We start from the raw sequence: 26,390 nt of genomic DNA on the forward strand, positions 1-26,390 counted from the left end.
CCTATCGTGCCTTAAGGGTTGGAGATGATCTCTTCGCCCGCCGCTCGATCGAGGGGCTTGTGGTGTTGGTGCCGGGATTGACCCCGATCGCATCGAACGCTTCGTTGAAGATGCAAAGCACGGTGTCGCCCTTGCGCAGTCGAAACCCGCGGGCCGTGGCGTGGACAATCACAAGCTCGCCGCGGACATCCTTGGGCACCAGACTTTCAGAGCCGTCCGAGTTGATCAGGTAGATCGCCGGGATCTCGCGATTGCCAGCGAAACGGAACGTGGTCTCCTTGCCATCGTCGAAGACGGCTTCAGGTTCGAGGTCAATCGAACCTTGGGCCGAAAAGCGCCAGTTGCGCGCCGCATAGGCATGATGCAGGTCAAAAGTCTGCTCGATCAGCGCGCCTTCCCTTTCGACGCCTCGAGCGGCCGCCTCATTGCGCCGGCGCTCGATCTCGTCGCCGGGATAAGCGAAGCGGACGACGAAGTAGCTGTCAGCGAGCGTCGTCTCGGCTATCGACAGCTCGAACTGATAGGAACGCTTGCGCCCGTCGGGACGAGTGGTGACGACCTGCAGATTGGTCGGTGGATGTTTTTCGCGCGGCTTGAGGAACAGGATTGAACCTGCCGGTGCAACTTCCCATGCGATCGCGTCCCCAATCGCGACATGCGCGATCTCCTCATCATCGGCAAACACGACTTGGGTCGAGGCGCGAATGACGCCATTGAGGCGGACCACATTGGTGGGGTCGTAGGTCACCGTGCGTACGCGCGCATCGTGTTGACCCGGCGCCGGCTGCTGGAGCGCCAGCGCAGGTCCTGCAAATCCCATGGCCAAAGTGATCCAGAGCGCGAAACGTTTCATGGCACGACCTCCGGATCGGCGCGATATTCCGAAACTAGAAAGCCGAGCGGATTGATCAGGCGGTCGGCAGAGGACATCGGCGCGTTGGCGTAAGAGAACGTCAGGGTCGAGACCCAATGGGTGACGCGAGTTTCCTCGCCCTTGCGGCTCTCTTTCATGAAACGCACGGAAGCGACATTGTCGGCCAGCAGCGAGATTGCCTTGATCCGCACCGTCGCAACCCCGAAACGGCCTTGAATGACCTGGGGGCTTTCGGGGTTGGAGCCGCGATACCAGGCTGCGAAGCGGGCTTGTTCGCCCTGACCCGAAAGCAGCGAAATCGTGCGAAAATTGGTTTCGGCCTCGGGATAGCTGTAACCTTCCCGTGCGCGCACATAGCGTCCGAGGAAATACTTGGTGACGGCTTCGTCATAGCGCGCCGGCGTCGAACTGAGGGCGGAAACGGTGTCGACAATACCGGTCGCATTATCGACCCGGATGACGAAGGGCTCGACCGTTTTCAGGGGCGACAGCGCTGCGACCGCACCGACCGAGGCGACTGCCAATGCGCAGGCGCCCGCCGCAATCACCCAGGCTGTTCGCCGCGAGCGATGGGCCGATAGCAGCAGATCCTGTTCCCATCGCCGCGCATTGTCGAAGTAGCGTTTCAAGTCGTCATTCCCGACCATCTCATGCCTCCTTGCCACAGGGGCGGTAAGAGGCCGCAATGTCGGCCCAGCGGCTGGACGCGCCGAGATGGGTCGAGGGTGCGGACGAGTTGCCTTCGCCCTTCCGGATGATCGGTGCGGATGGCGGAACGGACGGCTCGGGGGCTGCCAACGGCGCGCCGGATTCCCAGTCCCACAAGGAGCGATTGAGCGGTCGCCGAGCCAGGCCATCACATGACGGCGGCCCCTTTGACCAGGTTCCGCAGCCACCGAGCTGGCTTGCGATAACGCAAATGATGAATAGTCGACGCCACATCGTTCTGATGCCCCTGTCTTGCTTGTCGTCTGATTCCGGCGACCGTTGCTTAGGCCGCCGTGGTGCCCCGCGATGGGGCGCGCCGCATGCTGCCGCCCTGACGGCTGGCTCTGACCGCGGCGAGCCCCCGGCTGGCCGACCAGCGAGCGCCGGCATAGGCACCCCCGGCCGCGGCCGTGGCATTGGCAACCAACGGGCTTGTGACAAGTCGGCTTGCGAGGGACGCCCCGCCACCGGCGAGACCGCCCGCGATGATCGGCAATTGAAGCGCGATGTATCCGGACAGACCGAGCACTGCGCTGATGGCGACCGCGGCCACCACCATCTCGCCTCCGGTTCCAGCGTTTGTCGAGAACCTGTCAATGAAGCCGCTGACGGTGGTCAGCATCAGCCCGACCAGAGCGACCACCAGCACCAACAGGATCACGAAGTTTGCAACCTGCCGAAGCCAGGCTTCTGTAAACGGGCGGGTCGCCTCAAAGAGTCCCAATGCGATGAAGACCGGGCCGAGCGCGATCACGACCCCAAGCCCAACTTTGGCATAGAGCAAGATAGCGAACTGCAGAAACGACCCGACTGCCACAAAGACCAGGAGAATCGCAGCGACGAGAGCCGGCGCGATGTTGGTCAAGCCGGCTTGTTTGTAGATTTTGTTGGCAACGTCGATCCCTTTGGACAGAAGTTGATCGAACGGAGCTCCGGAGCTGGTATTCAGTCCAGCGCCCGCCAACGCATTGCCGATCTCTTTTGGCAAGGAATCAAAAAACAAACCTGTGACGTACTGTTGAAACGCACTCGAGTTGGTCGCTAGCAGCACCACGACGACGATCCGCATGGCACGCCAAGCAAATTCCATGATCGGCTCAGCGATTGCGCCCCGCATCACGGCAAAACCGTAGAGAATGACATAAAGCATCACGGCGGTGCGAAGCGGACCATCGATGTAAGAAGCGAGATTCGACACGGACGTCGACACGAAAGCCGTGATCGGCTGCTCGAACTCCTTCAGGAAGCTGTCAAAGACATTTATGGCCATCAGGGTGATCCTTACTTAAGGGCGTCTTCCATTTCCTGGACAGTGACTTGGTTGCGGGCCTCGTTCGCGTTGATGCAATTCGGCGTCTTCCCAAGTTCTCCGGGGTTGTCGCTGCAAGTCTTGAGGGCCATCGCAAGTTCGTCTCGATGATCAAGAAACCAACCGACGGTTTTGGTTTTTTGCCCCTTGTCGACATCGTTGCAGCCCGCGAGAGCCGCAGCGACAATGATCAGAAGAATGGCAAGTCTGGTCTTCATTGCAGGGCCGCCTTCATTTCATCGATCAGTTGTTCCTGCTTCTCGCGCTCCCGCTGTCCGTCCATCTCCATGCGGGCCTGCTGGATCATTGCCAGACCCTGCATCCGGAGCACGTCGTTCTGCAGCAGCGCCTGTTCGGCCTGCAGCCGTGCTGACAGATCGAGAACCTCCTTGGCGTCGGTCGCCGAGCTGATGCGAGCTCTGAGTTCTTCAAGGGCATCGATGCGCTGCGAGGCGGTGTCGTACACCGCCTGGCCCATGGAGTGCTTCGCCCCAGTCTGTCGGGCGATCCGGTCGAGCTCGCTCTGGTAATATGAGTTGCCGTTATTGCCCGCGTAGGCGCGATTTTGCGAAAGATAGTGGTTGATGGCGTCGGCGAAGTTGCCGCCACCCTGCCCCGCGACGAGACGTTCGATGTCCGAGAACTGCTCGGGCAGAACTTTCCGGAACTGTGGCGTGTTCAACAGCGATCCGATGTCGTTGGCGTTGGTCCGCTTGTTAAAGCTGTCATAGAGCTGCTTGGCCTGGCTCAATTGATCCTGTGCGACCTTGAGCTGCGACGTCAGAGTGTCGACCTGCTTCTTCAACTCCGTCAGCTGCTCGAACTGCCGCGCAAACACGCTTGGGTCGAACACAATCTCCGCCTTGGCGGTTGAGGACATGAGGAAGGTCACGACCGCCAGTGAGGCTAGAAACGCCGGCGTACGCTGGACTATCATTGGGCTTTCCTCCGCTCCGCATGAAACACCGGCAGCCATTGTGCGGGGTCGTCGCCGACTTGCTTGCGAATGCGGTCGAGGAGCTCCACGGTTTCCGTGCGTCCCGATAAGACGGCGAGCGCGTCGTCGAAACCGCCGAGGTCGAGTTCTGCCACCACCGAGTTGTGGCCTTGCTTGACCAGGAATCGGCGACTTTCGGGAGAGAGCTCCTCCTTGATCAGGCGGAATTCCGTATCGGTCAGATGGAAGCCGTCGACATAGTCCGAGCGCGTTCCCCGCGCGTTCGGCAGGAAGATTTGGGTCGGGCATTGTTCGACGATAGTGTGCGCGATTGGCGAGGCCAGCGCGTCGCGTGGCGACTGCGTGCCGAACACCATGACACCGTTCTGCTTGCGGATGGTTTTCAGCTTGTTGTTGGCGAGATCGCGAAAGGCCTCGTCTCCAAGCGCCTTCCAGAATTCGTCGATGTCGATGATCAGGCGTCTGCCGTCGATCAGGCGCTCGACGCGATGAAACAGGTACATCATAAGCGGTGTGCGAACTGTGGGGTGGTCCAGGAGATCGGTCATGTCGAAGCCAATGAACCGGGCGTTGAGGTCGATGGCGTCGTGATCGCCATCGAGCACCCAGCCAAAAGGAGCGCCCCGGCACCAACGTTCCAGCCGCGCACCAATGCCCTCGCGATCTTTCTGGCCGAGAAAAGCCCGCAGCGTCCCGAACGATCGCTCCGACTGCCGGAGTTGACCAAGGGCTCGCAACCCGGAATCGATGCGCTCCTCCTCGATCACGGTCAGGGGCCGGTCATCCGGCGTGACGAGTGTCCGGACCAGTTCGCCCAGGAACGAAAGAGTCGCAGGCGTCAACTCAAGCGCCTTGAGCGGCGCGCAGCCGGTCGGAATACCGTTGTGGAGGGTCAAATAGGTGCCGCCGGCGGCGCGCACGAAAATCTCGGCGCCCCGGTCCTTGTCGAAGAATACGTAGGACGCACCGAGCCGTTCGGCCTGCGACAGCAGGAAGTTCTGCACGACGGTTTTGCCGGATCCGGAGGGGCCGCAGATGAAGGTGTTGCCGAGGTCGCCATGATGAAAGGAAAAATAGAAGGGTGACCCGGACGCGGTCTTGAGCATCGCGACCGCCGGCCCCCAATGGTTCCCACCAGATTGTCCGGTGGGATAGGTGTGGAACGGAGAGAACACCGCGAAATTCCGCGAGTTGATCGCGCCAGTGCGTGCGCGGTATTTGAACAGCCCGGGAAGCTGCGCCCAATAGGCAGCTTCAAGTCCAAGATCTTCCCGGGCGACAACCGCACCCGCATCGGCGAGCGAGCGCCGCGCTACGCTCATGTGATCCTGCAGCTGCGAAGGCGTATCGGCATAGACCAGCAGCGAGAGGTGATGGTCTCCGAGCACAAAGCGGTTGGATTCGAGATCGTCGAGGGCGTCAGAGAGCTCATCGATCTGCGAGGCGGCAGGATCCTGGGCCGATACAAGCTGGTTTTGCTTGCGCGTCAGGACCGTCTTAGCGTCCGCTTTCGCCAAAAACGCAAATGATTGCGTGACGATGAGTTCAAACGGCGCGGAAAGCAGCGCGTTCAACAGGCCAGGCCGGGTGGATGCCGGATACTCCTTGAGTCCGAACATGCCAGCGAAGCGCGATCCACCCGCACCGCGAATCTCGAGGGCTTCGCGACCGAAGATGACACGATTTGAGTAGAGCGCCGGACCGATCGGCCCCTGCGGCAATGGCATCGGCATCCATTCCCCGGAAGCGAGCGCGTGGAGTAACTCCATCGGTTCCGAGAAGGTGATGCTTTCGCGCTCAGCCAATCCGACTGCACGGGCGCCGTACCGGTCGAGTGCCGCGACGATATCCCGCGTGGCATCGTCAAGCCGCTTCAGGGCCTCGCTGTCGACCTCGACGGACTTCCCGGCACTTCGGCCGAGCCGCTTAAAGAACGCAGCGGCCGTATCCGTCGCCGCGCGGCCGGGATGGCAAACGATCGTCAGGTAGAGATCGTTGCGAAACAGCGCCTCTTTTTGGAGCTGTTCGCGATATTGCGCGTCGAGCTCCGCGGCAAAGGTCGACCGGAAGGTACCGTCCGGGTAGACCGAGGTGCGGCGGCGTACCAAATGGGTCCAGAGCGCGAGGCGCGGATCTGCAACATTGCGCAAGGTGAGATTCAACTTGCCGTGAAGATCGTTCAGATCCGAGGTCTCGGCAGTCTCGAACGAGGTGCCATCGATCCGGATCACCGTCAGCAGGGCTCGTGTTGTGAGACTGATCACCGAATCTGTGACGTGCCGGCCGAACGGCAGATAGACATCGGGCTCGATCTCCCGGGTTTTGAGCGCCCTATTACGCATGACCGAGGTCCTTTGTTCGGTATCTCCGGACGAGTGTGAGCGGCGTGCAGGACGATCCACCCCAGAAGGTGGCGTTGCGCGCGCGCCCTCGGGTTTCGATCCAGGCGAGCAGAATCCGGAACATGTTGGGGTCGTGCCGGCAGATGATGCGGCAAAGGCCATGGATTGGGATCGCGACCAGGCCGTAGACGATGCTTCCAGCTGCCAGAAACAGGATGCAGGAAAACATCACGTTGAGTGCCATGGCCTCCATCGTGACCCCGGCGACCATGGCGGGACGCGTACAGGCGAGGAACAAGGTGTCCTCTGTGAGACGCGTGGCCTCGACCATCACTTGCCTCCGGTCAAGGTCGACACCACCTCGGAGGCGCCGAACGTGATGGCGACGCCGAGCACGACATACGCAGCCTTGCGTAGATCGAGGTAGCCGAACATCCAGGCGATGCCGACAATGATGACGGCCAGCGTTGCCAGCAGACGAGCGACATTGCCGGTCAACATGTTGACGATGTTCTGCAGCACGCCTTCGATGTTCGCGGTCTGCGCCAGCGCCGGCTCTACCAACGCGATGCTGAGAACGGCCCCCATGCAAAGGAGGGCAGCGGAGTGTTTAAGAGAAGAAGTCATGGCAAGGCTCCGATTGGTACTGCAGCCGGACCCATCCGGACCGCCGTACTGAGTTGAGATAGGAAAATGACGATCCTCATCGTTCATAGACGAAGGCTGATGTGCCTCGTGCCGCGCGATAGACGTCCCAGCGCGGATGCTCGCTGATGGAGCGTGCCGGTGTGTTGATTGGTGGCACGTCACCGGTAGAATCGCCGGCACCGGGGGACGCCATCGGCTGGTTGCGTGGTCCGTGCGTCTGGTCGGGAGCCCTCGCCGCGAAACTTGCGACGACGCGCGCAATCGCTTGGTCGCGGTCTGTACTTTTTGTGTTGGTTGCTTGCAGTCGTGCATCGAGCAATCTGCCAAGCCCGGCGATGTGCTTACACGCGTCGAATGTCGTGGCGGCCGTCAGCCCTGCCTGCTTTGTTTCCGCGGCATCAAGTTGAGCGAGACCCGTTCGGACCTGCTGACCGGTGGCGATGGCCTCGGTCGCGAGCTGGATGGCCTCGTCACGGTCGGTTGCCTGAATTGGAATCGGCTTCCGCCCCGCAACTGTGATGAGCAGCGGCTCGAACGAGCTCGCCTGCCGGACAATCGCCGTCAGCGGCCGCACCAACCCCGGCGTTGGGGCGCATTGTTCGACCAGAGCCGCAAATGCAGCGGGATCCATGTTGAGAACTCTTTGTCAGGAGCTGAGGACGTTCGACGCTATGCCGCGAGGGCCAGGCTTGACGGTGCGTCAATTGCACGCCCGGAAATCTTGCCGGCCGCCCGGATTGCGCCGAGGGCGTCATCGGTGATCGGCAACAATCCGGCCACGGCATTGGTGGTCCCGACTTGACGAGGTGTGCCGAGGCGATCGAGTTGCCACCCGGCTCGGCGCAGGATGCGCTCCATGCGCAGATCAGTGACGGTTGCGATGGCCTGCAGATCGCGCTGCTGACCCCATTCAATCATTGCGGCAAAGAGCAGGAACGTTGCTTCCCGCAAGCCGTTCTCAGCTGTCGCTGCGACGTTTTTTGTGTCAACGCAAAAGCGCGAGCTCTCCCAAATCCCTGCTGCTTTGGGTGCCGCGTGGCCATCCAGCAACACCGGGAACGTATCCGCGAGCATGTTGCGTCCAGTGGTGGGCAGCAGCCGAACACAACCAACCACGTCGGTCTGCTCGAGCACCAGGAGATATGTCGGCTTGAGTGTGTCGTACTGATCAATCTCCAATCCGTCGGAGACGGAAACGTCCCAGTCGAGCCGATCCTTGAACACGCGCCCTCGCAGGCGATGCATTGCCAATGTCAGGTCGGAGTCATGCAGGAGCGCCGAACGGGTGCGCACAATGACCTTCATTCTTAACCTCAAACTTACGAATCACAGCGTCGAGATCAAGAAAACAGGCGCGGTCACGGCGTTGCCCTGTCAGTTCTGACAGGGCGCTATGGAACTGTCCGTGCCGCAAAGCTGCCGCAACACCGCAATACACGGCCTGCACGTATAGCGCGAATCGTCAAAGTGCTCGCGTTTGGGGATGAGGTAACTGACTGAAGTGATGCCATGAAAGATGTCAAAAGAGCGTGCGATGAGTTTGTCGATTGTCTTCACTCTGCCAATACGGAAGATGATTTTCGGCGTGTCGCGGAACGAGCCGCGCATGCATTGGGATTCCGATGGTTTGCTTATTTTGGCCAGCGCGCGAATAGCCCCAATCTGATCTCATCCTATCCGAAGAGTTGGACCAGTCACTATTTTCGGGAAGGATATGACAACATCGATCCCGTTCTCCAGGATCCGCGAAGGCGGATGTTCCTTTGGGATGGACGCGAGGCGCGAAGTGCGAAGTCAGCGAAAGAGCGCCGTCTGTTTGACGATGCGCTCAGCTTCAAGATCAGGACCGGGCTGACGGTTCGCATTCCCTCGAGTCAAAATCAGTTCGCGGCGTTTACACTTGCGGTGGACGAGCGCAGCCTTGGACTCGATCGTTTCATCGAGAGCTCGGAGGACATGTTGGAAAGGATGGGTCTCACCTACCATGCGCATGTGAGCGCCGCCAGAGTTGGATGCACGCCTGTAAACGGACAGCAGGTGAGCTCCCTGACTCAGCGCGAGCGTCAGTGTCTTGCATGGGTCTCCGATGGCAAGACGATGCAGGACATCGCCGACATCCTTGGTGTTTCTTTAAGCGGCGTGAAGTTTCATCTGGATAATGCAAGAGGAAGTCTTGCTGCATCAACCCTTCCCCACGCTGTGGCTCTCGCGCTGCGGCAGGGATTGCTCTGATGGTGCGCAGCAGGCTTTTCCGGTTTGACACAAGTGGTCCAAGATTAGCGGCTTGATCAGGGTGAATTTGTCAGCGACGGTGCAAGGTCCTCCGAGTGAGGTCGGTGCGCCATCACTTGCAGTATTCAGTCAAAAAAACACGCCTGTTTGCAATTCCGTTGTACCTCTTCGCGGAATCCCGCGAGGGGAAACTGGGCGTCGCCGTTTGGGGGCCGGTTGTTGGCAGCAGCGCGGAAGCTCCGGAAGCGGACCGCTAAAGCCAGCGTTGGAAATCTCGATGACCCCGGAGACGTCGGGGTCGTCAATGCCGTCGTATGGTCCTTGACACTCGCAGGGGATACCGGCGCCGCACTGACAGCCCTTTGAACCCTTGCTCCAAGGCAGATGCGGATGGTTTTCACACACCTACCCAAGGCCACCAAATGGGGCAGTTCGGATTGATCATGCCGCGAGTCTGTGCCGGCGGTACGCGTCGATCGCTCGGTTTGAGAGCATCAGCATTCGACGCTCACCCTTGAAGATCTGGACGTTGATGTCCCGGATGAGAAATTCCGCGGCCTCTTGTTGATCGCCGATTTCCCCGCAGCCACCGAGGAAGTCCCAGGCGATCTGAAGCGAGTTTTCCACGAGGGTTGGCATCAGTGTAAGCACGAGGAGCTCCATCAAAAACGCGCGGGCCCTGCTCCAAAGATCGCAGGTATGCCGCGCGCAGAGCTGGCGATTATCTCCGCCGCAAAGGTAACGTCAGGTCACGTCCGACGTTCCTAGACACACTCTCCTCAGGTGGTCTTGAGCGGGGTCTTCATCGCCTGCTCAACCTCATCCGCAAGCTGCGTGAAGTGCTGGCTCAACCGGTCGAACAGCTCCCGTTTTGCGGGATCGGCCGCCAGGTCGCGGATCAGAGCCGCCTCGGCCGCATCCGTTCGTAGTCGCTCCAAGGACGCCAAATAATCCTTCATTGGCTTGGCTTGTTCTCGTTGCCGGCCAGCTGCTCCAGCGCCTTGGGCGGCTGGAGGCCAGGCGAGGTCAACCAGTCATTGATGTGGGAGGCGGTTTCCGCTTGGCGCGCCCGTCGTAACAGCAACTCGCGGGCCATGCCGTGCGGCAGCCTGTCGGCGGCTTCCTTGAAGCGCTGCGCCTCTTCGGCCAGCCGTTCCTGAAAGGTTTTCTCGTGTTTGATGTGGCGACGCTTTTGCAGGCGCTGCTCCATTCCATGAGAGGAAGGCGGGAGCGCAACGGGCGTTCTCATCAAGGCCGCCCGTGACAACCGGATACTACGCCTACGTTATGGGCCACGACGGCCATATCCAAAACCGCATTGCCATCCTCTGTGACGATGACGAGGAAGCCAAGCGCTTGGCGAAGCAACTGGTTGACGGCCACGATGTAGAGCTCTGGCAGGGCACGCGGATGGTCGCGACCCTCCCCAATAAGGTTGAATAGATATTCGCAGGCGTTGTGGTGCGAGGAATATGCGGGGAGCCTCCCGTATTGCTATGCATGCCAAGATACTTTTTCAACGCACAATGTCGAGGCCGAGCTTAGATGAGATGGGCGAGGAGTTTGAAGATGTCAAAGCGGCTTGGAGGGAAGCTACCAAGCTTGCGGGCGATATCATCAAGACATCGACCGCAGGTTTCGCCGGCCAAAGAATTTGTGCTCGACGTGACCGATGAGAACCAGAAGGCGCTTTACATAATCCGGATCAGCGCGGAGGAAATGAAGTAAGGGCGCTTCAAGGTATCCAAGCCGACTACTCAGGCGATTTCGAGTCCCGTGAGACCGTCCGATAATGGGAAGCGCTTTCGGCCATGCGTGCTTTCCGAAGCAGCTTTTCCCGCTCTACCCCCGGCGGCGTTCCGCGTGCCTCTTTTCGTAGTCGCTGAGCTTCTTCAAAAAGACTCCTGTCCACGGAAGCGAGTTGATAGAACTTTTGCATGATGCTGCTCCCTGTTCGGATGAGGCGGTCCTAGCTGGGGCCGAAAGCGCTCACGAGCCCGACGGTAATCGGAATTAGGCTAACACAAACCCAAAAGGGCGTGCTTGAGCTTAGGCCGGCGACAAGGATCCATACCCCGACGCCGACGATCAAGGCTGCGATCGCGTAGGCGGCTGCTTTGTCCATGCTCGATCCAAAAGTAAGAGGATCGATTTAGCTTTAGGACTCGCCGCGGGCCAAAACGTTCCTGCGCGCAGATGGACGCCGGCCACGGTTTCATTTCGCAGACGAATGTAGAGCGCAGGCTCGAAACGCAACGAAACAGAACATTCTGCCTGGGCGATCACCGGACGGCATGACCCCAAAAAGCCGGGGCCGTAGGTGAGCGTGATGCCGCAACTTTCGCCGCGAACCTGTCCAAAGTGTCAGGGCCCGCTCTACCCGCACCCCGGCTTGAGCTTCGCTCTGCGAAAAAAATGGCCGCAGACGTTGCTAGCGCCTGCGGCTTGTCCGGGAAAATTGAATGTCAGGACAATGATGATACTGCCAGCCCGGTAAGATCCAAGCTGCCGCAAGGCTTTCGAACAAGGGAGTCTTAATTGCTGAATCCGCAGGTGGAACATTCCGCCCGTTGCCGGGCGGTGACACGAAATTCCGGGAGGCGAGGCAGTGCGGCCTTGGGTTACCACTCGGATGCATGCAGGGCCCTCGCGGCTCGATTCACATAGGCTAATGCAGTCGTCTTCCTGACATCGCACGATGAAGTCGCCTGCTTGTGGGTTAGCAGGTATCGGCCCCAGCATTGACCCCACGGCCTCCTAGATGCTGGGGCCATTTTGGACTCAGAAACTTCGAGGCTTCCTGGGGCCTATCGCCGGCACTGTGATACCAGCTGCCACCGGTACGCGAAGTTACCGCGGCCGAGCTGGTCACCCCGTGAAAGCGTCCCTGTTTGGGCATAGGGTCTATTCCCGCGCATCAGGGTAGTTTCCGTATTCCTCCGGTACAAGGAAGCTGGTCGGGATTTTATCCTGGGCGCATGTCCAGCCGCTTCACTTACAAAGACGTCAACTTCACAGTGACGCGCCACTCCGAAGATGATGATCGATTCGAGATCGCGATGACACTCGACGGCCAATCAATCCGGAGCATAGTAAGGACCCGGTTGCGCGAACTGGCGAAGAGACGCGCCGAGATGCTGATCGATCGCAAGCTGAAAGACAAAAGTAAAAGCAGCCCAGTCGTTTAAGCTTCACAGCCTCTACAAATGAGACCGGATTGGCTCGTCATCGCGGCATGTGCCGTGCTTCTCGTAGCGGTGCTACTGAAGTGAGATCCCTCAGCTGGGCGCGTGCGCGAACAACGGTGCCCGCCTGCAGGATCCGGACATAAGTGCCGTTCTCATGCAGATCGAGCCAGCCACACGCGATGCACAGTTGAGGCCGGCTTTGTATTCCGCGGCCGTCGCCTTGTCGCCGAACAGGAATGGCGCGTTGATCTTCTCAATATAGATGCGGCCGTCCTGGATCGGCTCGAAGGTTCGGGCATGTTCCATCAGGCGGCGCGCCGCCTTCTCGGGGCGGCATAGTGTCGAGATTCAACGTGATGCGTCGCCTCTAGCTCGTTCGGCTGTGATCTGGGAAGGCGTTCCGCATGGTCGGCTCAGATTCTCCCCTGATATTCGCGCCTCGCTGCCCGCAGATCTTACACACGAACCGCGGCTCGAGGTCGGAGAGCCTGATGTTGTCGGGCCAGCGATCGACGTAGGCCGGCGGCAGCGTGATGTTGTGGCTGCACCTGTAATCGGCGCAGAAGACAATCAGCCTTCGGACGCCTGTCGCGCGCATCTCGCCCAGCGTACCGGGCGACCATCGGATGTGGGGCTCTCGCGATATGGTATGCGCATCCGCAGATAATCGCGCCGCCAGCGGAGAGAGTGAAGCCGCTAGCCATCGCGGGCATCAATCTTACGCAAACAAGGAATTGGTCAAGGCGCGACGAAAGGTGTGTCGCTCTCGCAACGTCACGATTGTTCCGTTGGCTTTCGACTCGCTTTTGACTTCCCTGGGCGGCGCATTCGGCGTTTGGTCATCGTGGACCCGGGGTAGGCCTTCTGTATCGAGAGCAGGGTCCAAGAGGCCGCTGTCCAGCGCCAGCGGTCTCTTCGTGTTGCTTCAACATGTGCGAGAGGTAGCATCCAATGCCGCCCAAGGTATGGGCTTTCGCTACGTCCATCGCTTGGACGGCCGTCGTTGCCGTGCTTCTGCTCTATACGATCTTCAGTCATGGCTAAGAAAGCGGGCGACGTAGCGCAGACGTGATTGCGCTCTCGGTGAGAGCTTGCGGGCGCTGACTCTAGCGCCGCGAGCACCCAAAAGACGGCCCCAGCCGGAGCTTGGCTGGGGCCGCATTCCATTTATCGGGCCCCTTCCGAGACAGGACACGACACTTAGGAATTCACCAATCAATATGGCTGATCCAATGTCCTAATTCGGAAAAGTGGGTGTCCGAACTAGGACAGCGCGCGACACGTTCATCCTACCAACAAGCAGGCGTCGTCTAGTAATCGAGCGCCGGGAGCCGGTCGGCGTAGGGGCGGGCTTGGACGAGCTTCATGTCACGGCATCTAGCCGTTTCTTCTCCGTCCACTTCGAAAAACTCCGCGCAAGGTATTGGGGTATATCTGGGCGCCGTCCCGTTAAAATTGCATCGTCATTATCAACTCCGCCGCAAAATTTTCTTGCTTGGATTTGCGTAGGGAAGGCAGACGGTTCAACCGGCGGAAAGAAACGCATGAGCGAGCTGGTCTATTGTTGTCCTCGATGCTTCAAAGTCGCCGGTACAGGGATCTTCGTGGAGGGTGTTCAAACGATCGAGAACATCCAGTGCCGACCGATACTCCTGAAGTGCAAGTCCTGCGGAAACCTGATCAGTGTTGCTGCGAAGAACATGATGATGAGTTCGAGTCTGGAAGGCTCTCGTTTCGCTCCGATGCCGACGGGGCAGTTCAGCGATCATCAGGTCAAAGCGTAGTCGGTGGCTTCATCGCTGAGATCGTGGTCCGGCGCAATGCGATCAGATGGCTTGGCTTGAACGGGAAGCCGCCCTCCACCGAGCAGTGCTTGCAGCGCATGTAGCGCTCCAGCTTATGGATCGGCGTATGCTTCGGCCGGCGATGCAATCGTCGGGGCCATACTTTAACGTTGGCGTCGGCATGCGTACATCGCGCGATTATCGGGAGCATCCGAGTGTGCTCTTTGGTCGCGATACAGGCCACCGCGGAAATCCTATGGTGGTTACGACATGATCCACGTCCTCAACATTGATCCGCGTATTGCGCGGCATTGCTTGCACGCCGGACGCCTCCAAGCAGGAGCTTAGCCGGACGGCAAGTGTTGCCGTCCGGATATACCTTCCTTTCCCATCAAATAGCTTTGGTGTGTGGCTCTCCACTAGGCGAGCCCAACGAGGAGGCATGTCGTGAACAATCCGTCTATCCCTGACATCACTCTCCCGGCGTCTGACCATCGTCGCTTGGAACGGCTCGCGAAGGTCGGCGCAGATCAAGGCGACGTGGAAGCCCGCTATCTGTTGAGTGAGATCAACCGTGCGGAGGTCGTCCCCGATCGCGCCGCCAGATTGGACAGCATCGTCACCATGGGTTCGTGGGTCACGTTCTGGTTCAACTGGGGTTTGCCTCGCGAGACGAGGCAACTGGTGTACCCCGAGGACCACACGTCCCAGCGAACCCAAGTACCAGCGATGTCACCGTTGGGCGCAGCATTGGTCGGGCTGAAGGTCGGAAGTGAAATCCCCTTCTTCACCGGCGGGCGCACCAACGTTGCCAGGGTCGAAAGCGTCAGTCGAGGTCATCCGAATGATGTTGTCAGGGGCCTGTTTAGCAATCCGATGGTCAAGGGCAAAAAACTCCTCCTTGATGACGATGATCCCGGACCATCAGCAGCTTAGAAAAGGAGAGGAGATAATGAGCAGGACTAATCGCAAGGCGAACTCTGAAATTGTGTTGCCGCCCATAACGGTGATGGAGGACGAGGCTAGGCGTCTAAACGCCCTGGCCAATTCGAGCGCGATGCTCTTCCCGCGAGTGGCCCATTTCCTTGCGCGGGAGTTGGAGCGTGCGAGCGTCGTCACGGACAACTCCGATCTCCGCGGCGTGGTCCGCATGGGATCGCAGGTCCGGTATTGCGATGACAAGACGGGTGAAGTGCGGGACGTGGTGTTGGTGTATCCGCATGAGGCGGACATAACGCTCAAGCGCGTCTCGGTTCTTACGCCGGTCGGAGCTGCGTTGATCGGACTGTCGGTGGGCCAAGCCATCGAGTTTCAAACGCCGGGTCACAACAAGCGGTCGTTAAGGGTACTAGGCGTGTCCAACTAAAGGCTCGCGGTGCCGTATGGCGTAAGCGGGAGGAGAAGCGAAGGCCCCGGGGCGCGTCAGCATGCCGGGGCCTTTTTCGCCTAACGCTGATGGCCTAGTCCAAGTCCAAGGCTGAGAGCCTTCTGTCGCAACGAGCCTTCGGAGCGCTTCATCAGCTTCGAGAGTTTTGTCACTGGGGTGCGGGCCTTGGAATGCGCCTTGAGCAGCTTGACATCGTCCTTGGTGTACTCTCTGCGCTTGGTCTTTGTCTTTTTGGCCACTTGATATTTTCTCCGCCGTGATTGAGTTAACGGCTTTAAGGTGATCATGCGAATGCGTCAAGCAAGCGCCAGCGCCAGATCGATCCAGTCGAAGCGTTTGGTCATGCTGCGAGCTGACCAGGACATCGCGGACATTCTTGGTGTTTCTTCAGGAGATCACTGAGATTACGACCGGGTTGAAGGCGCTGGCCAAAGAACTAAGTGTGCCAGTCATCGCCCTATCCCAGCTTTCGCGGTTGGTCGAAAACCGCGATGAAAAACGCCCCGCAACTCTCGGACCTTCGAGAATCAGGCTCGATTGAACAAGACGCCGACGTCGTATTGTTTGTGTTTCGCGAAGAATATTATCTCAAGAACAAGGAGCCCAAGCCCGGCACCGATGAGTACCTCGCTTGGGAATCCGAGATGGGAGACGCTCGCGGCAACGCAGAGGTCATCATTGCCAAGCAGCGGCATGGTCCGACCGGCACAGTGCCTATGACGTTTCAAGGCGAGTTCACCCGGTTCTTCGACCTCGCCGAACATAGCCGCTTGCCGCGCTGATCGGAGTGGCCCCGACTCTGGCGCCCCTTCAGACGTAAGTGGGCCAGCAGGGAGCAGGTGGAGATACAAGCCAGCTCTAGCATCGCCGCGATGCAAACGACGCTCTCCAACCCGAGCTAAACCAGTTCGCTCAACCGCCGGCCTTCACCAATTCGGGAAGATGACGCCGGACAAGCCGATCGAGGTGCTGTCGTGGCCTCAGGCGCTACGCGGGCAGCCGGAAAACTGGCCATTGAGGCGATCGAGACCGAGTCGGGCGGAAAGCTCCATGTTAGCGGTCAGGCGCGTCCAGGCACCACCATCAACCTCTATTTCAACGACAGGTTCATAGCTGACGACCGCAGACGCCTCTCGGTCACGATCAACAAGGATGTGGTGGCCGGCGATCCGCTCGCGTCGGGCATTTTTGAGGTGCTGGACGGGAGCGCGGAGGCCCGTCCGGCCGCGGAGCAGCGGCGCTTAGACCGGATTGATCGGTGGGCGACCGCCCAGCACCGCCGCAACATTATCGAGTGCCGCAAAGCCCATGGCGTTCCGCGAGTCCACCGTGGCGCTCGCAACGTGCGGCGTCAGAAATACGTTCGGCAGTTCGGCAAAGCGTGTGTCGAAGGTCGGCTCCTTGCGGTAGACGTCGAGGCCGGCTGCGAACAAGTGGCCGGATTTAAGCGCATCGATCAAGGCATCTTCGTCAACCAGAGACCCGCGCGCCGCGTTCACGAACACCGCGCCGCGGGGAAGAAGACCGAATGCTTGGCGCGTCATCAACGTTCCGAACCCTCCTGGCACGTGCAGAGTGAGTATGTCGCAGCGCGGCAACATGTCGTTGATCTCTGCGACGAATTCGGCGCCCTGCTCGGCGTCGGCGGGCGCCCGTGCGCGATCATTGTAGAGAATACGCATATTGAAGACTTGTGCGCGCCGGGCGACGGCCCGGCCGATGCGACCAAAGCCGACGATCCCAAGGGTTTGCCCATTTACCCGTTTGCCGAGCATGTCCGGCATGCCGAACGATTTGCGCCAGCCAGCGCGCATGATCTGTTCGTACTGAGAGGCGCGCCGGCAGGCCGCGAGTATCAGCATGAACGCAAAATCCGCGGTGCATTCCGTGAGGGCATCGGGCGCGTTCGTCACGACGATCCCGCGGGCGCGGGCCTCCTCCACGTCCATGTGGTCGAAACCGGCGCTCGGATTAGCAATGATGCGGATGCTATCAGGCAGGGCGGCGATATCTGCGGCTCGCAAGGCTGCCTTCTTGCCGGGCATGATGGCCTGGCTGCCCTGGGCGCGGGCTGCGGCAACAACGGCTGCGGCGTCCATGTCTTGGTCGGCGACGAATGCATCGAATTCGCGGACGGCCCGCTCGGCCACAGCGTCGGGCACGCGCCGGGCGACAAGAAGTTTCGGCGCGTCGGTCGTTGAAGTCATTCTGTGTTCCCTTTCGCTGATTTGCCCATGCATGGTGCGGTTGCTCACAATTCTATCCGGTGCAGACGTCCCAGGAGCAGCGAATAGGACAGTGCTCCGAGCAGGCTCATGATTCCGATGAAATTGAGCGCCCAGTAGAACGAACCCGAAAACTTCAGGACGTAACCGATCACGAGCGGTGTCGTGACGCCGGCAATATTTGCCGCGAGGCTGGTGATCCCACTCGTCAAACCGATGAACTGCTTCGGGGCAATCTCGGATACCGCCGTCCAGGACGACGATCCGACGCCCTGGGCGAAGAAAGTCACGGTGAGAATCGCGATGATCCATTCGTCGGACGTGACCATGTTGACCAGCACGATCGAGGCGCCGAGCAGAGTGCCGATGATCAGCGGGGCTTTCCGGGCCAGCGACATGCTGGTGCCGCGCCGGATGAAGAAATCCGATACGGCTCCGGCCACGAGGATGCCAGCCGTGGCACCGAGAAACGGAATGGCTTGGAAAACTCCGACCTTGAGCATGGTCATCTGGCGCTCCTCGATCAGAAAGGTCATGAACCACGTCGAGAAGAAGACCAGCACCGTGTTGTTGCAATACTTCCCCAGGCAGATCGCGATCACTTGCCTGTGCGACAAAAGCTTGAGAAGCGCACGCCAATCGAATTCCGTGCGTTCCTTGTTGTTGACGAGTCCACCGCCGGCTTCGATCTCCTCGAGTTCCTCTACGCTGATGCGCTTGCACGCGCGAGGGTCCTGATAAATGAAATACCAGGCCGTGCCGAGCACGATTCCGGCAATCCCCGTCGTGAAGAACACAGAGCGCCATCCGAAGTCGAGCGCCATCCATAGCAGCCCACCTGCGAACAACGGCGTTCCCAAATATTGGCCAGCCACATAGATGCTGGTCGCGAGGCCGCGCTCCCTCATCGGGAACCACATCGTGACGGCGCGTGCATTGGCAGGGAATGCGGGCGACTCGAGGGCACCAATCGCAAGGCGTGACCCGAACAGCATATTGAAGCCGTTCGCAAATCCCTGAACCATTGTGGCCGTCGACCATGCCACGAGAGCGAAGGCATAGGTGATGCGCGACCCGAACAGGTCGACGATGTAGCCACCGGGTACCAATGCGATCGCATAGGTCAGGCCGAAGGCTGCGAATATCTGCCCCATCTGCGCCTTGTCCAGGTTGAGCTCCTTGCTCAGGAACGGCGCCGCCACGCCGAGATTGGTGCGGTCGACGAAATTGACCAGTGTTGCGAGCAGGATGAAGAACAGCATCGTGTATCGGACCGGAATTCGCCACGCGCGTGGCCGTGAAGGCGCTGCGCTGACATTGGTGACGTTCAATTGCATTTCCTGTTCCCCTTTGTTTCTTGCTTCAGTCGATTGACCGCGCGCAACACGGCTGCTGTTCAAACCGCCATCGCGACTTGAACACCCTCGTCAACATGCGATGCGCGCGCACGATCTCGCGTTCGCCGGAAGGGCGCCGCGGGCTCTCATTGTTGGCCGTCCCGAGAAACGGCAGAGGTCGTGGTTCGATCCGAAAGCACGTCGCAGATATCGGGCGCTGATCTCGTTGGCCGGGCCCGCACCTTCGGAATTCAAGTTTGCGACAGGTCGATCATCATACTAGAAGGATGATTGGATCAACCTTGATAATGTGAATCAACTATGGGGAAATGGCTGACACGTGCGGAAGCCTTGCGCGAGCTCGGCGTGCGGCTGCAAACGCTCTATGCGTATGCGAGCCGAGGACTCATCAGGGTTTCCAGCGATCCTGGAAATCCGAGACGAAGTCTCTATCGAATGGAGGATATCGCAAGCCTCGTCGCCAAGCGTAACCGCGGTCGACGACCGGAAGCCATTGCAGCCGGGACCATCTGGCTCGGAGAACCGATCATCACGACCGCTATTTCGACCATTCATCGCGGCCGATTGTACTATCGCGGCCGCGATGCGATTCAATTGTCGGAAACTGCGAGTTTGGAGGAAGCCGCCGCGGTGTTGTGGGATTCCCCTGTGACGCCACGGTTTGAAACCATCCGCCTTGGTCCGTCAGGACGCTTACGGATGAGAGGGCGGGCCTTCAATGCCATTGCGGACGCAGCGGCGGGCGGTGCTCCGACCCTGGGCCTGCGTCCAGCGTCTTGCGCGAAGAGGCCGCAAGCCTGGTGGGGCGTTTGGTCTCCGCGTTTGGCGCCCGCCAGGGCGACGAGCCCGTACACATTCGCCTGGCGAAGGGATGGAAGTTGGAGCCCGCCTCCTTTGATCTCATCAGACGCGCTATGGTTCTGCTCGCCGATCAGGAACTGACGAATTCGGTTTTTGCCGCGCGAATCGCGGCCTCGACGGGAGCGTGCCTTGGAGCCTGCATGCTCGCCGGCTTGGCTGCGACCTCCGGTCCATTGCACGGTGGGGCGTCAATTCGGGTTCAGGGACTTTTGAAGGAGATCGATCGCACCAGCGCGGACGAGGTCATTCAACGTCATCTTGAATCAGGATGGCCTATTCCCGGTTTCGGGCACTACATGTACCCGGATGGAGACCCGCCTGCGGCTTCGCTTCTCGAAGCATTTGAACCACGGGCACGGCTGAAGCGAACGATTGCCAAGGTGAGCGCCAGCACAGGCCTGGCTCCTACGATCGATCTCGCGCTTGCCACATTGGCAGATCGCTATAATTTGCCCGATGATGCTCCGTTCGCACTTTTTGTGATTGGCCGCAGCCTTGGCTGGCTTGCACACAGCATCGAGCAGGTGCTTGCAAATCCGGGCGCCATGATACGTCCGCGCGCACGGTATGTCGGCACACCATTTCAGTGATTGACTATCAAAAAATGCGCGCCAGCGAAAGTTGACCACACGGTTTTCGATTACTTGTCAGGGATGACTGCTATTCAGGGAAGGGACGTACCGCCGGACGGTTCCTCTCTGCCGGTCGGTCACGCTCTACCCACAAGCATGGGCTCGCCACCCGGCCGGCGCCCCCGGAGCGTGCGCGTCAAACAGCTCCTTCCGCAAGGCCTTGCGCTCAACCTGTGGCCGTTTGCGCAGGTCCTGGCCATCGAGCCAGAGAAGATCAAAGGCGTAGTAAAGCAAACGATCCTGCTCGCCGCTGGCAAGCGCAGCCTACAGTTCGGAAAAATTGGTCCGACCTTCGTGGATGACGACCACCTCCCCGTCGATGATCGCCTGACTAATAACGTCAAAGGCGCCCATGATGAGGGAAAACCTCTTGGTCCAGTCGAACCCGTTGCGCGCGTATAGGCCTTGCCCTTCTTTTTGTTGAGGTGGAGCTGGACCCGGTAGCCGTCGTGTTTGATCTCGTGGAGGTAATCCCCGGTTGGGACCTTCCTGAGCAGCGTCGCCAACTGGGGTTTGATGAATCCAGGCATCGCCGCTGACGCGCCCGGCACGCGGGATTTGGCACGCTTAACCATATGCCACTCAAAAACTAACGCAGGACAATGACGAACCAGTATAATGAGGTTTTACTGGTGATCCATGTTGGACGATGAATTTAACAAACAGCGATCGATATTGATCCGCGACCTGGCCGACAAAGCCGACGATCCCTTCATCAAGCGACGTCTGCTCGACCTCGCTTCTCGGTACGAAAGGCGACCGGTCAAGACTAAACCGATCCCGCCGGTGTCGTTGAGCTGGCCCGACGCCCCGTCTCCGAAGGATGGCGGCGAGGCCGGCTAATTCTGCCTGGTACTGGGGCGTCCGAGCAGTTCCGGTAGCCGCGAAAATCGCCTTTGCAATCCACCGGGCCTCATCGCGCGTCCGGTCCTAGGTTCGGCGCTTTTGGACAGAAGCGGACATCAACCAACCGACAAACTCAGCCGAAAACGTCGAGAATGACCCGTAGCAGACATCACATCACAGCGACGCCGCCACGTGTTCGCTGGTAAGGTGGGCCGGATGTCGCTCTGTGCGTAGCACCTGGCGTCACTGTGCGGGTCGATCATTGCAGGCGTCGTCCCATTACGAGTGCGATACCACCTGACGTCACTCCGCCGCCCAGCGACACAAGCGCCTGGACCGCTTGGCGAGCGCTTGCGGTAGAGCAGGACAGGCTTTTACGGGGAGACGAAGTCCGACGGTCCGAGGGCAAGTTGGGAGGCGATGGCGCCTAGCCGCGGTGGTCGATTGGCTTGATAACCACCGCTCTGTCTACCTGTTACGACAGGCGGCACCTGCACCACTGCTACTCACCGCGCCCGCAGCCCCATTTCGAGGCATTCTAGCGGTTCTGGATGCCGGTTATCTCAAACTGGAACAAGTTGCTAAGTAGCGTGTTAACCGGCCCGGGCGGGTGTGCACTTCTGACGTTGCGATGAGCCAGTGTCACACCGGTTGCAGCTTCAATGTTGAAAAAGCCGGGCTGCCGCAAAGGGTGAGGTTGCGCAATGAAAGAGCGGGCTCGCGATGAAAAGGCCCTTTCTACAGGCATCCCGGGCTTGGACAACGTGCTTTGCGGCGGCCTCGATCCAGAGCGATTGTATCTGATCGAGGGCGAACCCGGCACGGGCAAAACTACAATCGCGCTTCAGTTCTTACTGGAAGGTGCGCGACGAGGCGAGAAGGGACTCTACGTCACGCTTTCGGAAAGTCAGAGCGAGCTTCGTGTTGTTGCCGAACGACACGGATGGTCGCTTGATCAGCTCTCGGTTTTTGAACTCGTGCCGCCAGAAGCGACGCTAGATCCCGACCGTGAGTTGACGCTGTTCCACCCTTCGGAGCTTGAACTTAGCGAAACATCGAAATTGATCTTCGACCAGGTCACAAAAGAACAGCCGCGTCGTGTCGTTTTCGATAGCTTGTCAGAGATGCGCCTTTTGGCACAGAACTCCCTGCGGTATCGACGGCAAATTCTTGCTCTCAAGCACTTCTTCACAGGCCGAAACTGTACCGTTCTCCTACTCGACGACTTTTCGTCGGAAAGGGGTGACCTTCAGCTCCATAGCATTGCTCATGGCGTGATCCTTCTGGACCAGTTGGCACTCGATTACGGGGCTGAAAGACGCCGTTTGCGCGTAAAAAAGATGCGCGGAGTAAAATTCAGGGGCGGCTACCACGACTTCATAATTGAAACCGGTGGGGTCAAAGTCTACCCGCGACTCGTAGCCTCGGAACATCACAGGAGTTTTTCAGGAGGGCCGGCTCCAAGCGGAAGTCCGGGACTGGATGCCTTGCTCGGTGGCGGTCTTCAGCGCGGCACCAGTGCGTTGCTCGTGGGAGGAGCTGGCGTCGGGAAATCATCAATAGCCGTAACCTTCGCAGTGAGTGCAGCTCAACGTGGCGAGCGCGTTGCGATGTTTGCATTCGATGAGGGCCTTGGCACCTTGTATGCTCGTGCGCAAGCGTTGGGAATTCCGCTGCAGAAACACGTCGATCAAGACCTCATTTCGATCCAGCAAATCGACCCTGCCGAAATGTCGCCTGGCGAATTTACCCACCTTGTCAGAGACGCCGTTGAGAAGGCAGGCGCCCGGGTCGTCATAATCGATAGTCTGAACGGCTACCTGAATGCGATGCCGGATGAACGCTTCCTTGTTCTTCAGATGCACGAACTGCTGTCCTACCTAAATCAGCTCGGTGTGCTGACCCTTATGGTATTAGCTCAGCACGGTCTTGTAGGGCACATGCAGACACCGATCGACTTGAGCTATCTGAGTGATGCCGTCATCATGCTTCGATACTTTGAAGCCTCAGGGCGGGTTCGCCGCGCAATCTCTGTCGTCAAAAAACGCAGTGGCACGCATGAAAATACCATCCGGGAATTCCAGCTATCTGCGGGGGGCCTGAAGGTTGGTCCGCCTCTGACACAATTTAGTGGAATTCTGACCGGGACTCCGACTTATGTAGGTAATTTAGAGCCTCTGATGCCCGAAAAGAGCACATGAAGGAACGAGTGCTTATCCTTGCGCCGATCGGTCGCGACGCGCAGGCGGCGGCACGCAATCTTGCCGACGTTCGTATTGACTCTTTAATTTGCCTTAATACCGCTGACCTGCTCCTAAGGCTCGAGGAAGGAGGAGCTACGGCATTGGTGACGGAAGAGGCATTGCTTTCCAGCGGGACCGAATCGCTGGAGCGTTGGGTCACCAATCAACCACCCTGGTCTGACTTTCCTTTCATCATTCTTACGAGCCGCGCCACTTCGGAGGCCACGCACGCTTATCGTCTGCGCCTGCTCAGAAGCCTTGGAAACGTCTCTTTGCTGGAACGGCCACTTAACACTGTTACCCTGATGAGTACGGTTCAGGCGGCACTTCGTGCTAGGCGGCGTCACTACGAAATCAAGGACTATCTGCTTGAGCGTGACTCCATGGCGGCGCAGTTGGAGGATTTGGTCAGAAAACGTACGCGTCAAATTCAGCTGGCAAATCGGGAATTGCGCCGCGAGACTTCAGAACGCAAGCAGGCTGAGGCAGCATTGCAGCAAGCACAAAAAATGGAAATGATTGGTCAGATGACCGGCGGTGTGGCTCACGATTTCAACAATCTTTTGACCGCGGTGCTTGGTAACCTTGAACTTGCGACCCGGCGAGCATCGGATGAAAAAGTTCAACGCTACTTGGAAGGAGCGACTCAGGCGGCGAAGCGCGGAGCTAAACTAACGGGCCAACTTCTCGCGTTTTCTCGGACTCAGCGTCTAAAGACAGAATCCGTCGATCTCAACGCAATTGTCACCGCTATGAGTGATCTGCTGTTTACAACGATTGGAAGCACGGTTCGTATCGAGACCTTTTTGCAGAAGGGCCTATGGCCTGCTGTAGCAGATCCAAACCAGATCGAGTCTGTCATCCTTAATCTTGCGGTGAACGCTAGGGACGCGATGCCTGACGGCGGCCGGCTCACGATTTCGACTTCAAACGTAGTGCGCGACGATCCGAGCAAACCTTACGAGCTTGGGGCGGGTGACTACATCGTCGTGTCGGTCGCGGATAGCGGCACGGGCATGACGGAGGAGGTTCTCGCAAAAGCCTTCGAACCCTTCTACACAACCAAACCGGTTGGCAGCGGGACCGGACTAGGATTGAGTCAGGTTTATGGGATAGCCAAGCAAACGGGTGGCACCGTCTCCATTTCCACGAAAGTAGGGCATGGAACGACTATGAAGGTTTACCTTCCGCGAAGTACGGCGCAGGCTACCTCGCAACCCGCCCAGGACCATACCACCCAAACACTTCGCTCGCACGAGGCGACGATTCTGGTCGTGGATGATGATGTGGATGTCCGGGAGCTAGCCGTCTCTTGTTTGGAGAGCCTGGGATACCTCGTCAAAAAAGCGGAAGGCGGTCAGGCAGCGATCGATTTGATTTCGGCGGGAGCGCCGATCGATTTGATATTGATCGATGTCGCTATGCCAGAAGTAAATGGTGTGCAGGCGATACGGGCGATTACGAAGATAAGGCCGGGCGTCCCCTTCCTGTATATGACCGGGTACGTGGGCCGTACATCGCTCGATCCGTCGGAACACCGAGTCTTGAAGAAGCCTTTTACGATCGCTGAGCTCGCTGAAAAGGTTGAAGAGCTCTTGTTCCCGGATGAAGGACTGAGATCCAGCAACTTGCTGAGCAAAGTCCATCACTTGAAACCCATCCGTTGATTTAACAAACAGATCGAACACGCATCATCGAAGCGATAGCAGCGGCGGACGAGGATTTCACACTGCACCACAAGCATTCCTTGCCCATGCCGATTAGTAATCGAATGACTGCTATTGGCCCATCGCGACATTTGCTGCGGTTGCACAAAGGTGGTCGGTATCGGAGCGAAGCGGACATCGCGCACGACTTATGAGCACGTGTCCAAACTCCGCCCGTGCAGCAGTTGTGGGGACCGCGGGCAGTGCACTATCTATTGTCCGCTTTTGATAAAATGGCATCATGGTCGCGACCTGCAGGCCATCGCCGGCACGACCATGTCGTAAATTCCCAACCTAGACCCACCATTGTCGGCGAATTCCGTAGATCCCGAACGGAAAGTCGGGTAATCGGTCGAGACCACTTGAGTCCCCTGGCCCTCTCCATGACTGCGGCCGCGCAGACCCGACTCAAATCCGAAAGTTGAGAGGCATCTTGCCTTTTCACTCATCCGCCGGAATTCGCCGGACGTAGCCACGACGTGTTTTGCGCACGAGCCAAGTCTCGAGTGCCTCGACGGCCTGTACCCGCCCCGCAGCAGATCGAGGCGCCGCCGGCCGCGCTGGCCGAGACGGCCCCATTCGCGCACCAATGCAGTATCGCCGAAGAGAGTAGGTTCGATCGTGAGCACGTAGAACCTAGCCATGTTGCGGGCCGGATCGCAGCGCTCGAGCACGAGGTATTGCACCGTGAGTTCGGACATGCGCAAGAATCGCAACTGCCGAATCGGCCGTCCAATTAAATTATTGAATCGATCAGGCGTCTTGATTCAGAATCTTAATACCAGTGATCAACGAATGCGGGCCATTCAACGACTTATCTCAGGAGATGATCAGCTCTTGTGTGCTTCTCACCGCGAGAGAATTGGGCGTCGCCCCCTGCGGGGCCGGGCTGGCGGCTGCGCTGAAGCCCCGCAACCGGGTCTTCCCCCTCACGGGCGCCCATCCCTGACGCGCAAGGGGCTAACCGACCAACATAAGCAATTGCGGGCGCAATCCTGCGATGAAGAACCTGTTGGACGATCTGGCATCGTTGTTCATGCGCCTCAATTCGGCTCGATGGACTCGAAGGAGGGTTGTGCAGTGGGGCAA

General features: G+C 59.0%; 30 protein-coding genes and 1 pseudogene. 13 read left to right on the plus strand and 18 right to left on the minus strand.

Going from position 1 to position 26,390, the window contains the following annotated elements:
- Nucleotide 1: 1 nt before the first annotated feature.
- The 10 genes from virB9 to JQ604_RS24475 all read right to left on the minus strand — a co-directional run bounded on the left by virB9 (nt 2) and on the right by JQ604_RS24475 (nt 8,144).
- Nucleotides 2-853, minus strand: coding sequence for a P-type conjugative transfer protein VirB9 (virB9, locus tag JQ604_RS24430; protein WP_212362929.1), 852 nt, complete (start codon nt 851-853; stop codon nt 2-4).
- On the minus strand, nt 850-1,521 hold the full coding sequence (locus tag JQ604_RS24435) for a virB8 family protein (protein ID WP_212363037.1): 672 nt from the start codon (nt 1,519-1,521) through the stop codon (nt 850-852). The genes virB9 and JQ604_RS24435 overlap by 4 nt, the downstream gene beginning before the upstream one ends.
- A 344-nt stretch (nt 1,522-1,865) precedes the next feature.
- Nucleotides 1,866-2,852: a type IV secretion system protein gene (locus tag JQ604_RS24440; protein WP_212362931.1), complete on the minus strand. Its 987-nt coding sequence runs from the start codon at nt 2,850-2,852 to the stop codon at nt 1,866-1,868.
- A gap of 11 nt (nt 2,853-2,863) precedes the next feature.
- Nucleotides 2,864-3,109, minus strand: a complete 246-nt coding sequence (locus JQ604_RS24445; protein ID WP_212362933.1) for an EexN family lipoprotein — start codon at nt 3,107-3,109, stop codon at nt 2,864-2,866.
- On the minus strand, nt 3,106-3,828 hold the full coding sequence (virB5, locus tag JQ604_RS24450) for a P-type DNA transfer protein VirB5 (RefSeq protein WP_212362935.1): 723 nt from the start codon (nt 3,826-3,828) through the stop codon (nt 3,106-3,108). The genes JQ604_RS24445 and virB5 overlap by 4 nt, the downstream gene beginning before the upstream one ends.
- Entirely contained in the window at nt 3,825-6,191 is a 2,367-nt protein-coding gene (locus JQ604_RS24455) for a VirB4 family type IV secretion/conjugal transfer ATPase (protein ID WP_212362937.1), read from the minus strand. Before JQ604_RS24455 ends, virB5 begins: the two co-directional genes overlap by 4 nt.
- On the minus strand, nt 6,184-6,522 hold the full coding sequence (locus tag JQ604_RS24460; RefSeq protein WP_212362939.1) for a type IV secretion system protein VirB3: 339 nt from the start codon (nt 6,520-6,522) through the stop codon (nt 6,184-6,186). The genes JQ604_RS24455 and JQ604_RS24460 overlap by 8 nt, the downstream gene beginning before the upstream one ends.
- On the minus strand, nt 6,522-6,818 hold the full coding sequence (locus JQ604_RS24465; protein WP_212362941.1) for a TrbC/VirB2 family protein: 297 nt from the start codon (nt 6,816-6,818) through the stop codon (nt 6,522-6,524). The genes JQ604_RS24460 and JQ604_RS24465 overlap by 1 nt, the downstream gene beginning before the upstream one ends.
- Nucleotides 6,819-6,894: 76 nt before the next feature.
- Nucleotides 6,895-7,470, minus strand: a complete 576-nt coding sequence (locus JQ604_RS24470) for a type IV secretion protein (RefSeq protein ID WP_212362943.1) — start codon at nt 7,468-7,470, stop codon at nt 6,895-6,897.
- Nucleotides 7,471-7,508: 38 nt separating this feature from the next.
- Nucleotides 7,509-8,144 carry an acyl-homoserine-lactone synthase gene (locus JQ604_RS24475; protein ID WP_212362945.1) on the minus strand — a complete coding sequence of 212 codons (636 nt, stop codon included), beginning with the start codon at nt 8,142-8,144 and terminating at the stop codon, nt 7,509-7,511.
- Nucleotides 8,145-8,348: 204 nt separating this feature from the next.
- On the opposite strand from JQ604_RS24475, the gene JQ604_RS24480 reads away from it, so the two are divergent.
- Nucleotides 8,349-9,071 carry an autoinducer binding domain-containing protein gene (locus JQ604_RS24480; RefSeq protein ID WP_212362947.1) on the plus strand — a complete coding sequence of 241 codons (723 nt, stop codon included), beginning with the start codon at nt 8,349-8,351 and terminating at the stop codon, nt 9,069-9,071.
- A 441-nt stretch (nt 9,072-9,512) separates the two neighbouring features.
- Here the strand turns inward: JQ604_RS24480 and JQ604_RS24485 are convergent, their stop codons facing one another.
- From JQ604_RS24485 to JQ604_RS24495, 3 genes are all read right to left on the minus strand, one after another.
- On the minus strand, nt 9,513-9,722 hold the full coding sequence (locus JQ604_RS24485; protein ID WP_349631138.1) for a hypothetical protein: 210 nt from the start codon (nt 9,720-9,722) through the stop codon (nt 9,513-9,515).
- Between the two features lie 128 nt (nt 9,723-9,850).
- Nucleotides 9,851-10,030 carry a hypothetical protein gene (locus JQ604_RS24490; protein ID WP_212362951.1) on the minus strand — a complete coding sequence of 60 codons (180 nt, stop codon included), beginning with the start codon at nt 10,028-10,030 and terminating at the stop codon, nt 9,851-9,853.
- Nucleotides 10,027-10,320, minus strand: a complete 294-nt coding sequence (locus JQ604_RS24495; protein WP_349631139.1) for a hypothetical protein — start codon at nt 10,318-10,320, stop codon at nt 10,027-10,029. Before JQ604_RS24495 ends, JQ604_RS24490 begins: the two co-directional genes overlap by 4 nt.
- A gap of 11 nt (nt 10,321-10,331) precedes the next feature.
- Between JQ604_RS24495 and JQ604_RS24500 the strand changes: the two genes are divergently transcribed.
- The 3 genes from JQ604_RS24500 (at nt 10,332) to JQ604_RS24505 (ending at nt 12,259) form a co-directional block, all read left to right on the plus strand.
- A complete protein-coding gene (locus JQ604_RS24500) occupies nt 10,332-10,514 on the plus strand; it encodes a hypothetical protein (RefSeq protein WP_212363043.1) in 183 nt (60 codons plus the stop codon).
- 107 nt (nt 10,515-10,621) lie between these two features.
- Complete coding sequence (locus JQ604_RS42185) at nt 10,622-10,747, plus strand: hypothetical protein (RefSeq protein ID WP_433996278.1); 126 nt, start codon at nt 10,622-10,624, stop codon at nt 10,745-10,747.
- Nucleotides 10,748-12,049: 1,302 nt separating this feature from the next.
- Entirely contained in the window at nt 12,050-12,259 is a 210-nt protein-coding gene (locus JQ604_RS24505) for a hypothetical protein (RefSeq protein WP_212362952.1), read from the plus strand.
- Between the two features lie 90 nt (nt 12,260-12,349).
- On the opposite strand, the gene JQ604_RS24510 is transcribed toward JQ604_RS24505, so the two are convergent.
- On the minus strand, nt 12,350-12,565 hold the full coding sequence (locus JQ604_RS24510; protein ID WP_212363044.1) for a hypothetical protein: 216 nt from the start codon (nt 12,563-12,565) through the stop codon (nt 12,350-12,352).
- 1,238 nt (nt 12,566-13,803) lie between these two features.
- On the opposite strand from JQ604_RS24510, the gene JQ604_RS24515 reads away from it, so the two are divergent.
- The 3 genes from JQ604_RS24515 (at nt 13,804) to rnk (ending at nt 15,409) form a co-directional block, all read left to right on the plus strand.
- Nucleotides 13,804-14,043, plus strand: coding sequence for a hypothetical protein (locus tag JQ604_RS24515; RefSeq protein ID WP_212362953.1), 240 nt, complete (start codon nt 13,804-13,806; stop codon nt 14,041-14,043).
- 447 nt (nt 14,044-14,490) lie between these two features.
- Entirely contained in the window at nt 14,491-14,979 is a 489-nt protein-coding gene (locus JQ604_RS42030) for a GreA/GreB family elongation factor (RefSeq protein WP_212362954.1), read from the plus strand.
- 16 nt (nt 14,980-14,995) lie between these two features.
- Nucleotides 14,996-15,409 carry a nucleoside diphosphate kinase regulator gene (gene rnk / locus JQ604_RS24525; protein WP_212362955.1) on the plus strand — a complete coding sequence of 138 codons (414 nt, stop codon included), beginning with the start codon at nt 14,996-14,998 and terminating at the stop codon, nt 15,407-15,409.
- A gap of 80 nt (nt 15,410-15,489) precedes the next feature.
- Here rnk and JQ604_RS24530 read toward each other — a convergent pair whose 3' ends face one another.
- Nucleotides 15,490-15,669 carry a hypothetical protein gene (locus JQ604_RS24530; protein WP_212362956.1) on the minus strand — a complete coding sequence of 60 codons (180 nt, stop codon included), beginning with the start codon at nt 15,667-15,669 and terminating at the stop codon, nt 15,490-15,492.
- Between the two features lie 146 nt (nt 15,670-15,815).
- Here JQ604_RS24530 and JQ604_RS24535 point away from each other — a divergent pair.
- Nucleotides 15,816-16,212, plus strand: a pseudogene (locus tag JQ604_RS24535) (DnaB-like helicase C-terminal domain-containing protein); the annotation flags it as partial.
- Nucleotides 16,213-16,671: 459 nt separating this feature from the next.
- On the opposite strand, the gene JQ604_RS24540 reads toward JQ604_RS24535, so the two are convergent.
- Both JQ604_RS24540 and JQ604_RS24545 read right to left on the minus strand, forming a co-directional pair.
- Nucleotides 16,672-17,637 (minus strand): 2-hydroxyacid dehydrogenase, encoded by a 966-nt coding sequence (locus JQ604_RS24540; protein WP_212362957.1) that lies wholly within the window; start codon nt 17,635-17,637, stop codon nt 16,672-16,674.
- Between the two features lie 44 nt (nt 17,638-17,681).
- Complete coding sequence (locus JQ604_RS24545) at nt 17,682-18,992, minus strand: MFS transporter (RefSeq protein ID WP_212362959.1); 1,311 nt, start codon at nt 18,990-18,992, stop codon at nt 17,682-17,684.
- Nucleotides 18,993-19,789: 797 nt separating this feature from the next.
- Between JQ604_RS24545 and JQ604_RS41645 the strand changes: the two genes are divergently transcribed.
- The 5 genes from JQ604_RS41645 to JQ604_RS24570 all read left to right on the plus strand — a co-directional run bounded on the left by JQ604_RS41645 (nt 19,790) and on the right by JQ604_RS24570 (nt 25,262).
- The gene (locus JQ604_RS41645) at nt 19,790-20,464 is read left to right on the plus strand and encodes a citrate synthase (protein ID WP_249158609.1); all 675 of its coding nucleotides are present in this window, start codon (nt 19,790-19,792) and stop codon (nt 20,462-20,464) included.
- A 171-nt stretch (nt 20,465-20,635) separates the two neighbouring features.
- Nucleotides 20,636-20,908, plus strand: a complete 273-nt coding sequence (locus tag JQ604_RS24555; RefSeq protein ID WP_212362961.1) for a hypothetical protein — start codon at nt 20,636-20,638, stop codon at nt 20,906-20,908.
- Between the two features lie 240 nt (nt 20,909-21,148).
- Nucleotides 21,149-21,349 carry a hypothetical protein gene (locus tag JQ604_RS24560; protein WP_249158610.1) on the plus strand — a complete coding sequence of 67 codons (201 nt, stop codon included), beginning with the start codon at nt 21,149-21,151 and terminating at the stop codon, nt 21,347-21,349.
- Nucleotides 21,350-22,056: 707 nt separating this feature from the next.
- Complete coding sequence (locus JQ604_RS24565) at nt 22,057-23,553, plus strand: ATPase domain-containing protein (protein ID WP_212362965.1); 1,497 nt, start codon at nt 22,057-22,059, stop codon at nt 23,551-23,553.
- On the plus strand, nt 23,550-25,262 hold the full coding sequence (locus JQ604_RS24570; protein WP_212362967.1) for an ATP-binding protein: 1,713 nt from the start codon (nt 23,550-23,552) through the stop codon (nt 25,260-25,262). The genes JQ604_RS24565 and JQ604_RS24570 overlap by 4 nt, the downstream gene beginning before the upstream one ends.
- A 278-nt stretch (nt 25,263-25,540) precedes the next feature.
- Here the strand turns inward: JQ604_RS24570 and JQ604_RS42190 are convergent, their stop codons facing one another.
- Nucleotides 25,541-26,002: a WGR domain-containing protein gene (locus JQ604_RS42190; protein WP_433996279.1), complete on the minus strand. Its 462-nt coding sequence runs from the start codon at nt 26,000-26,002 to the stop codon at nt 25,541-25,543.
- Nucleotides 26,003-26,390: the final 388 nt, after the last annotated feature.

The organism is Bradyrhizobium jicamae, assembly GCF_018130695.1.
In the GTDB taxonomy this organism is placed as follows: Bacteria; Pseudomonadota; Alphaproteobacteria; order Rhizobiales; family Xanthobacteraceae; genus Bradyrhizobium; species Bradyrhizobium jicamae_B.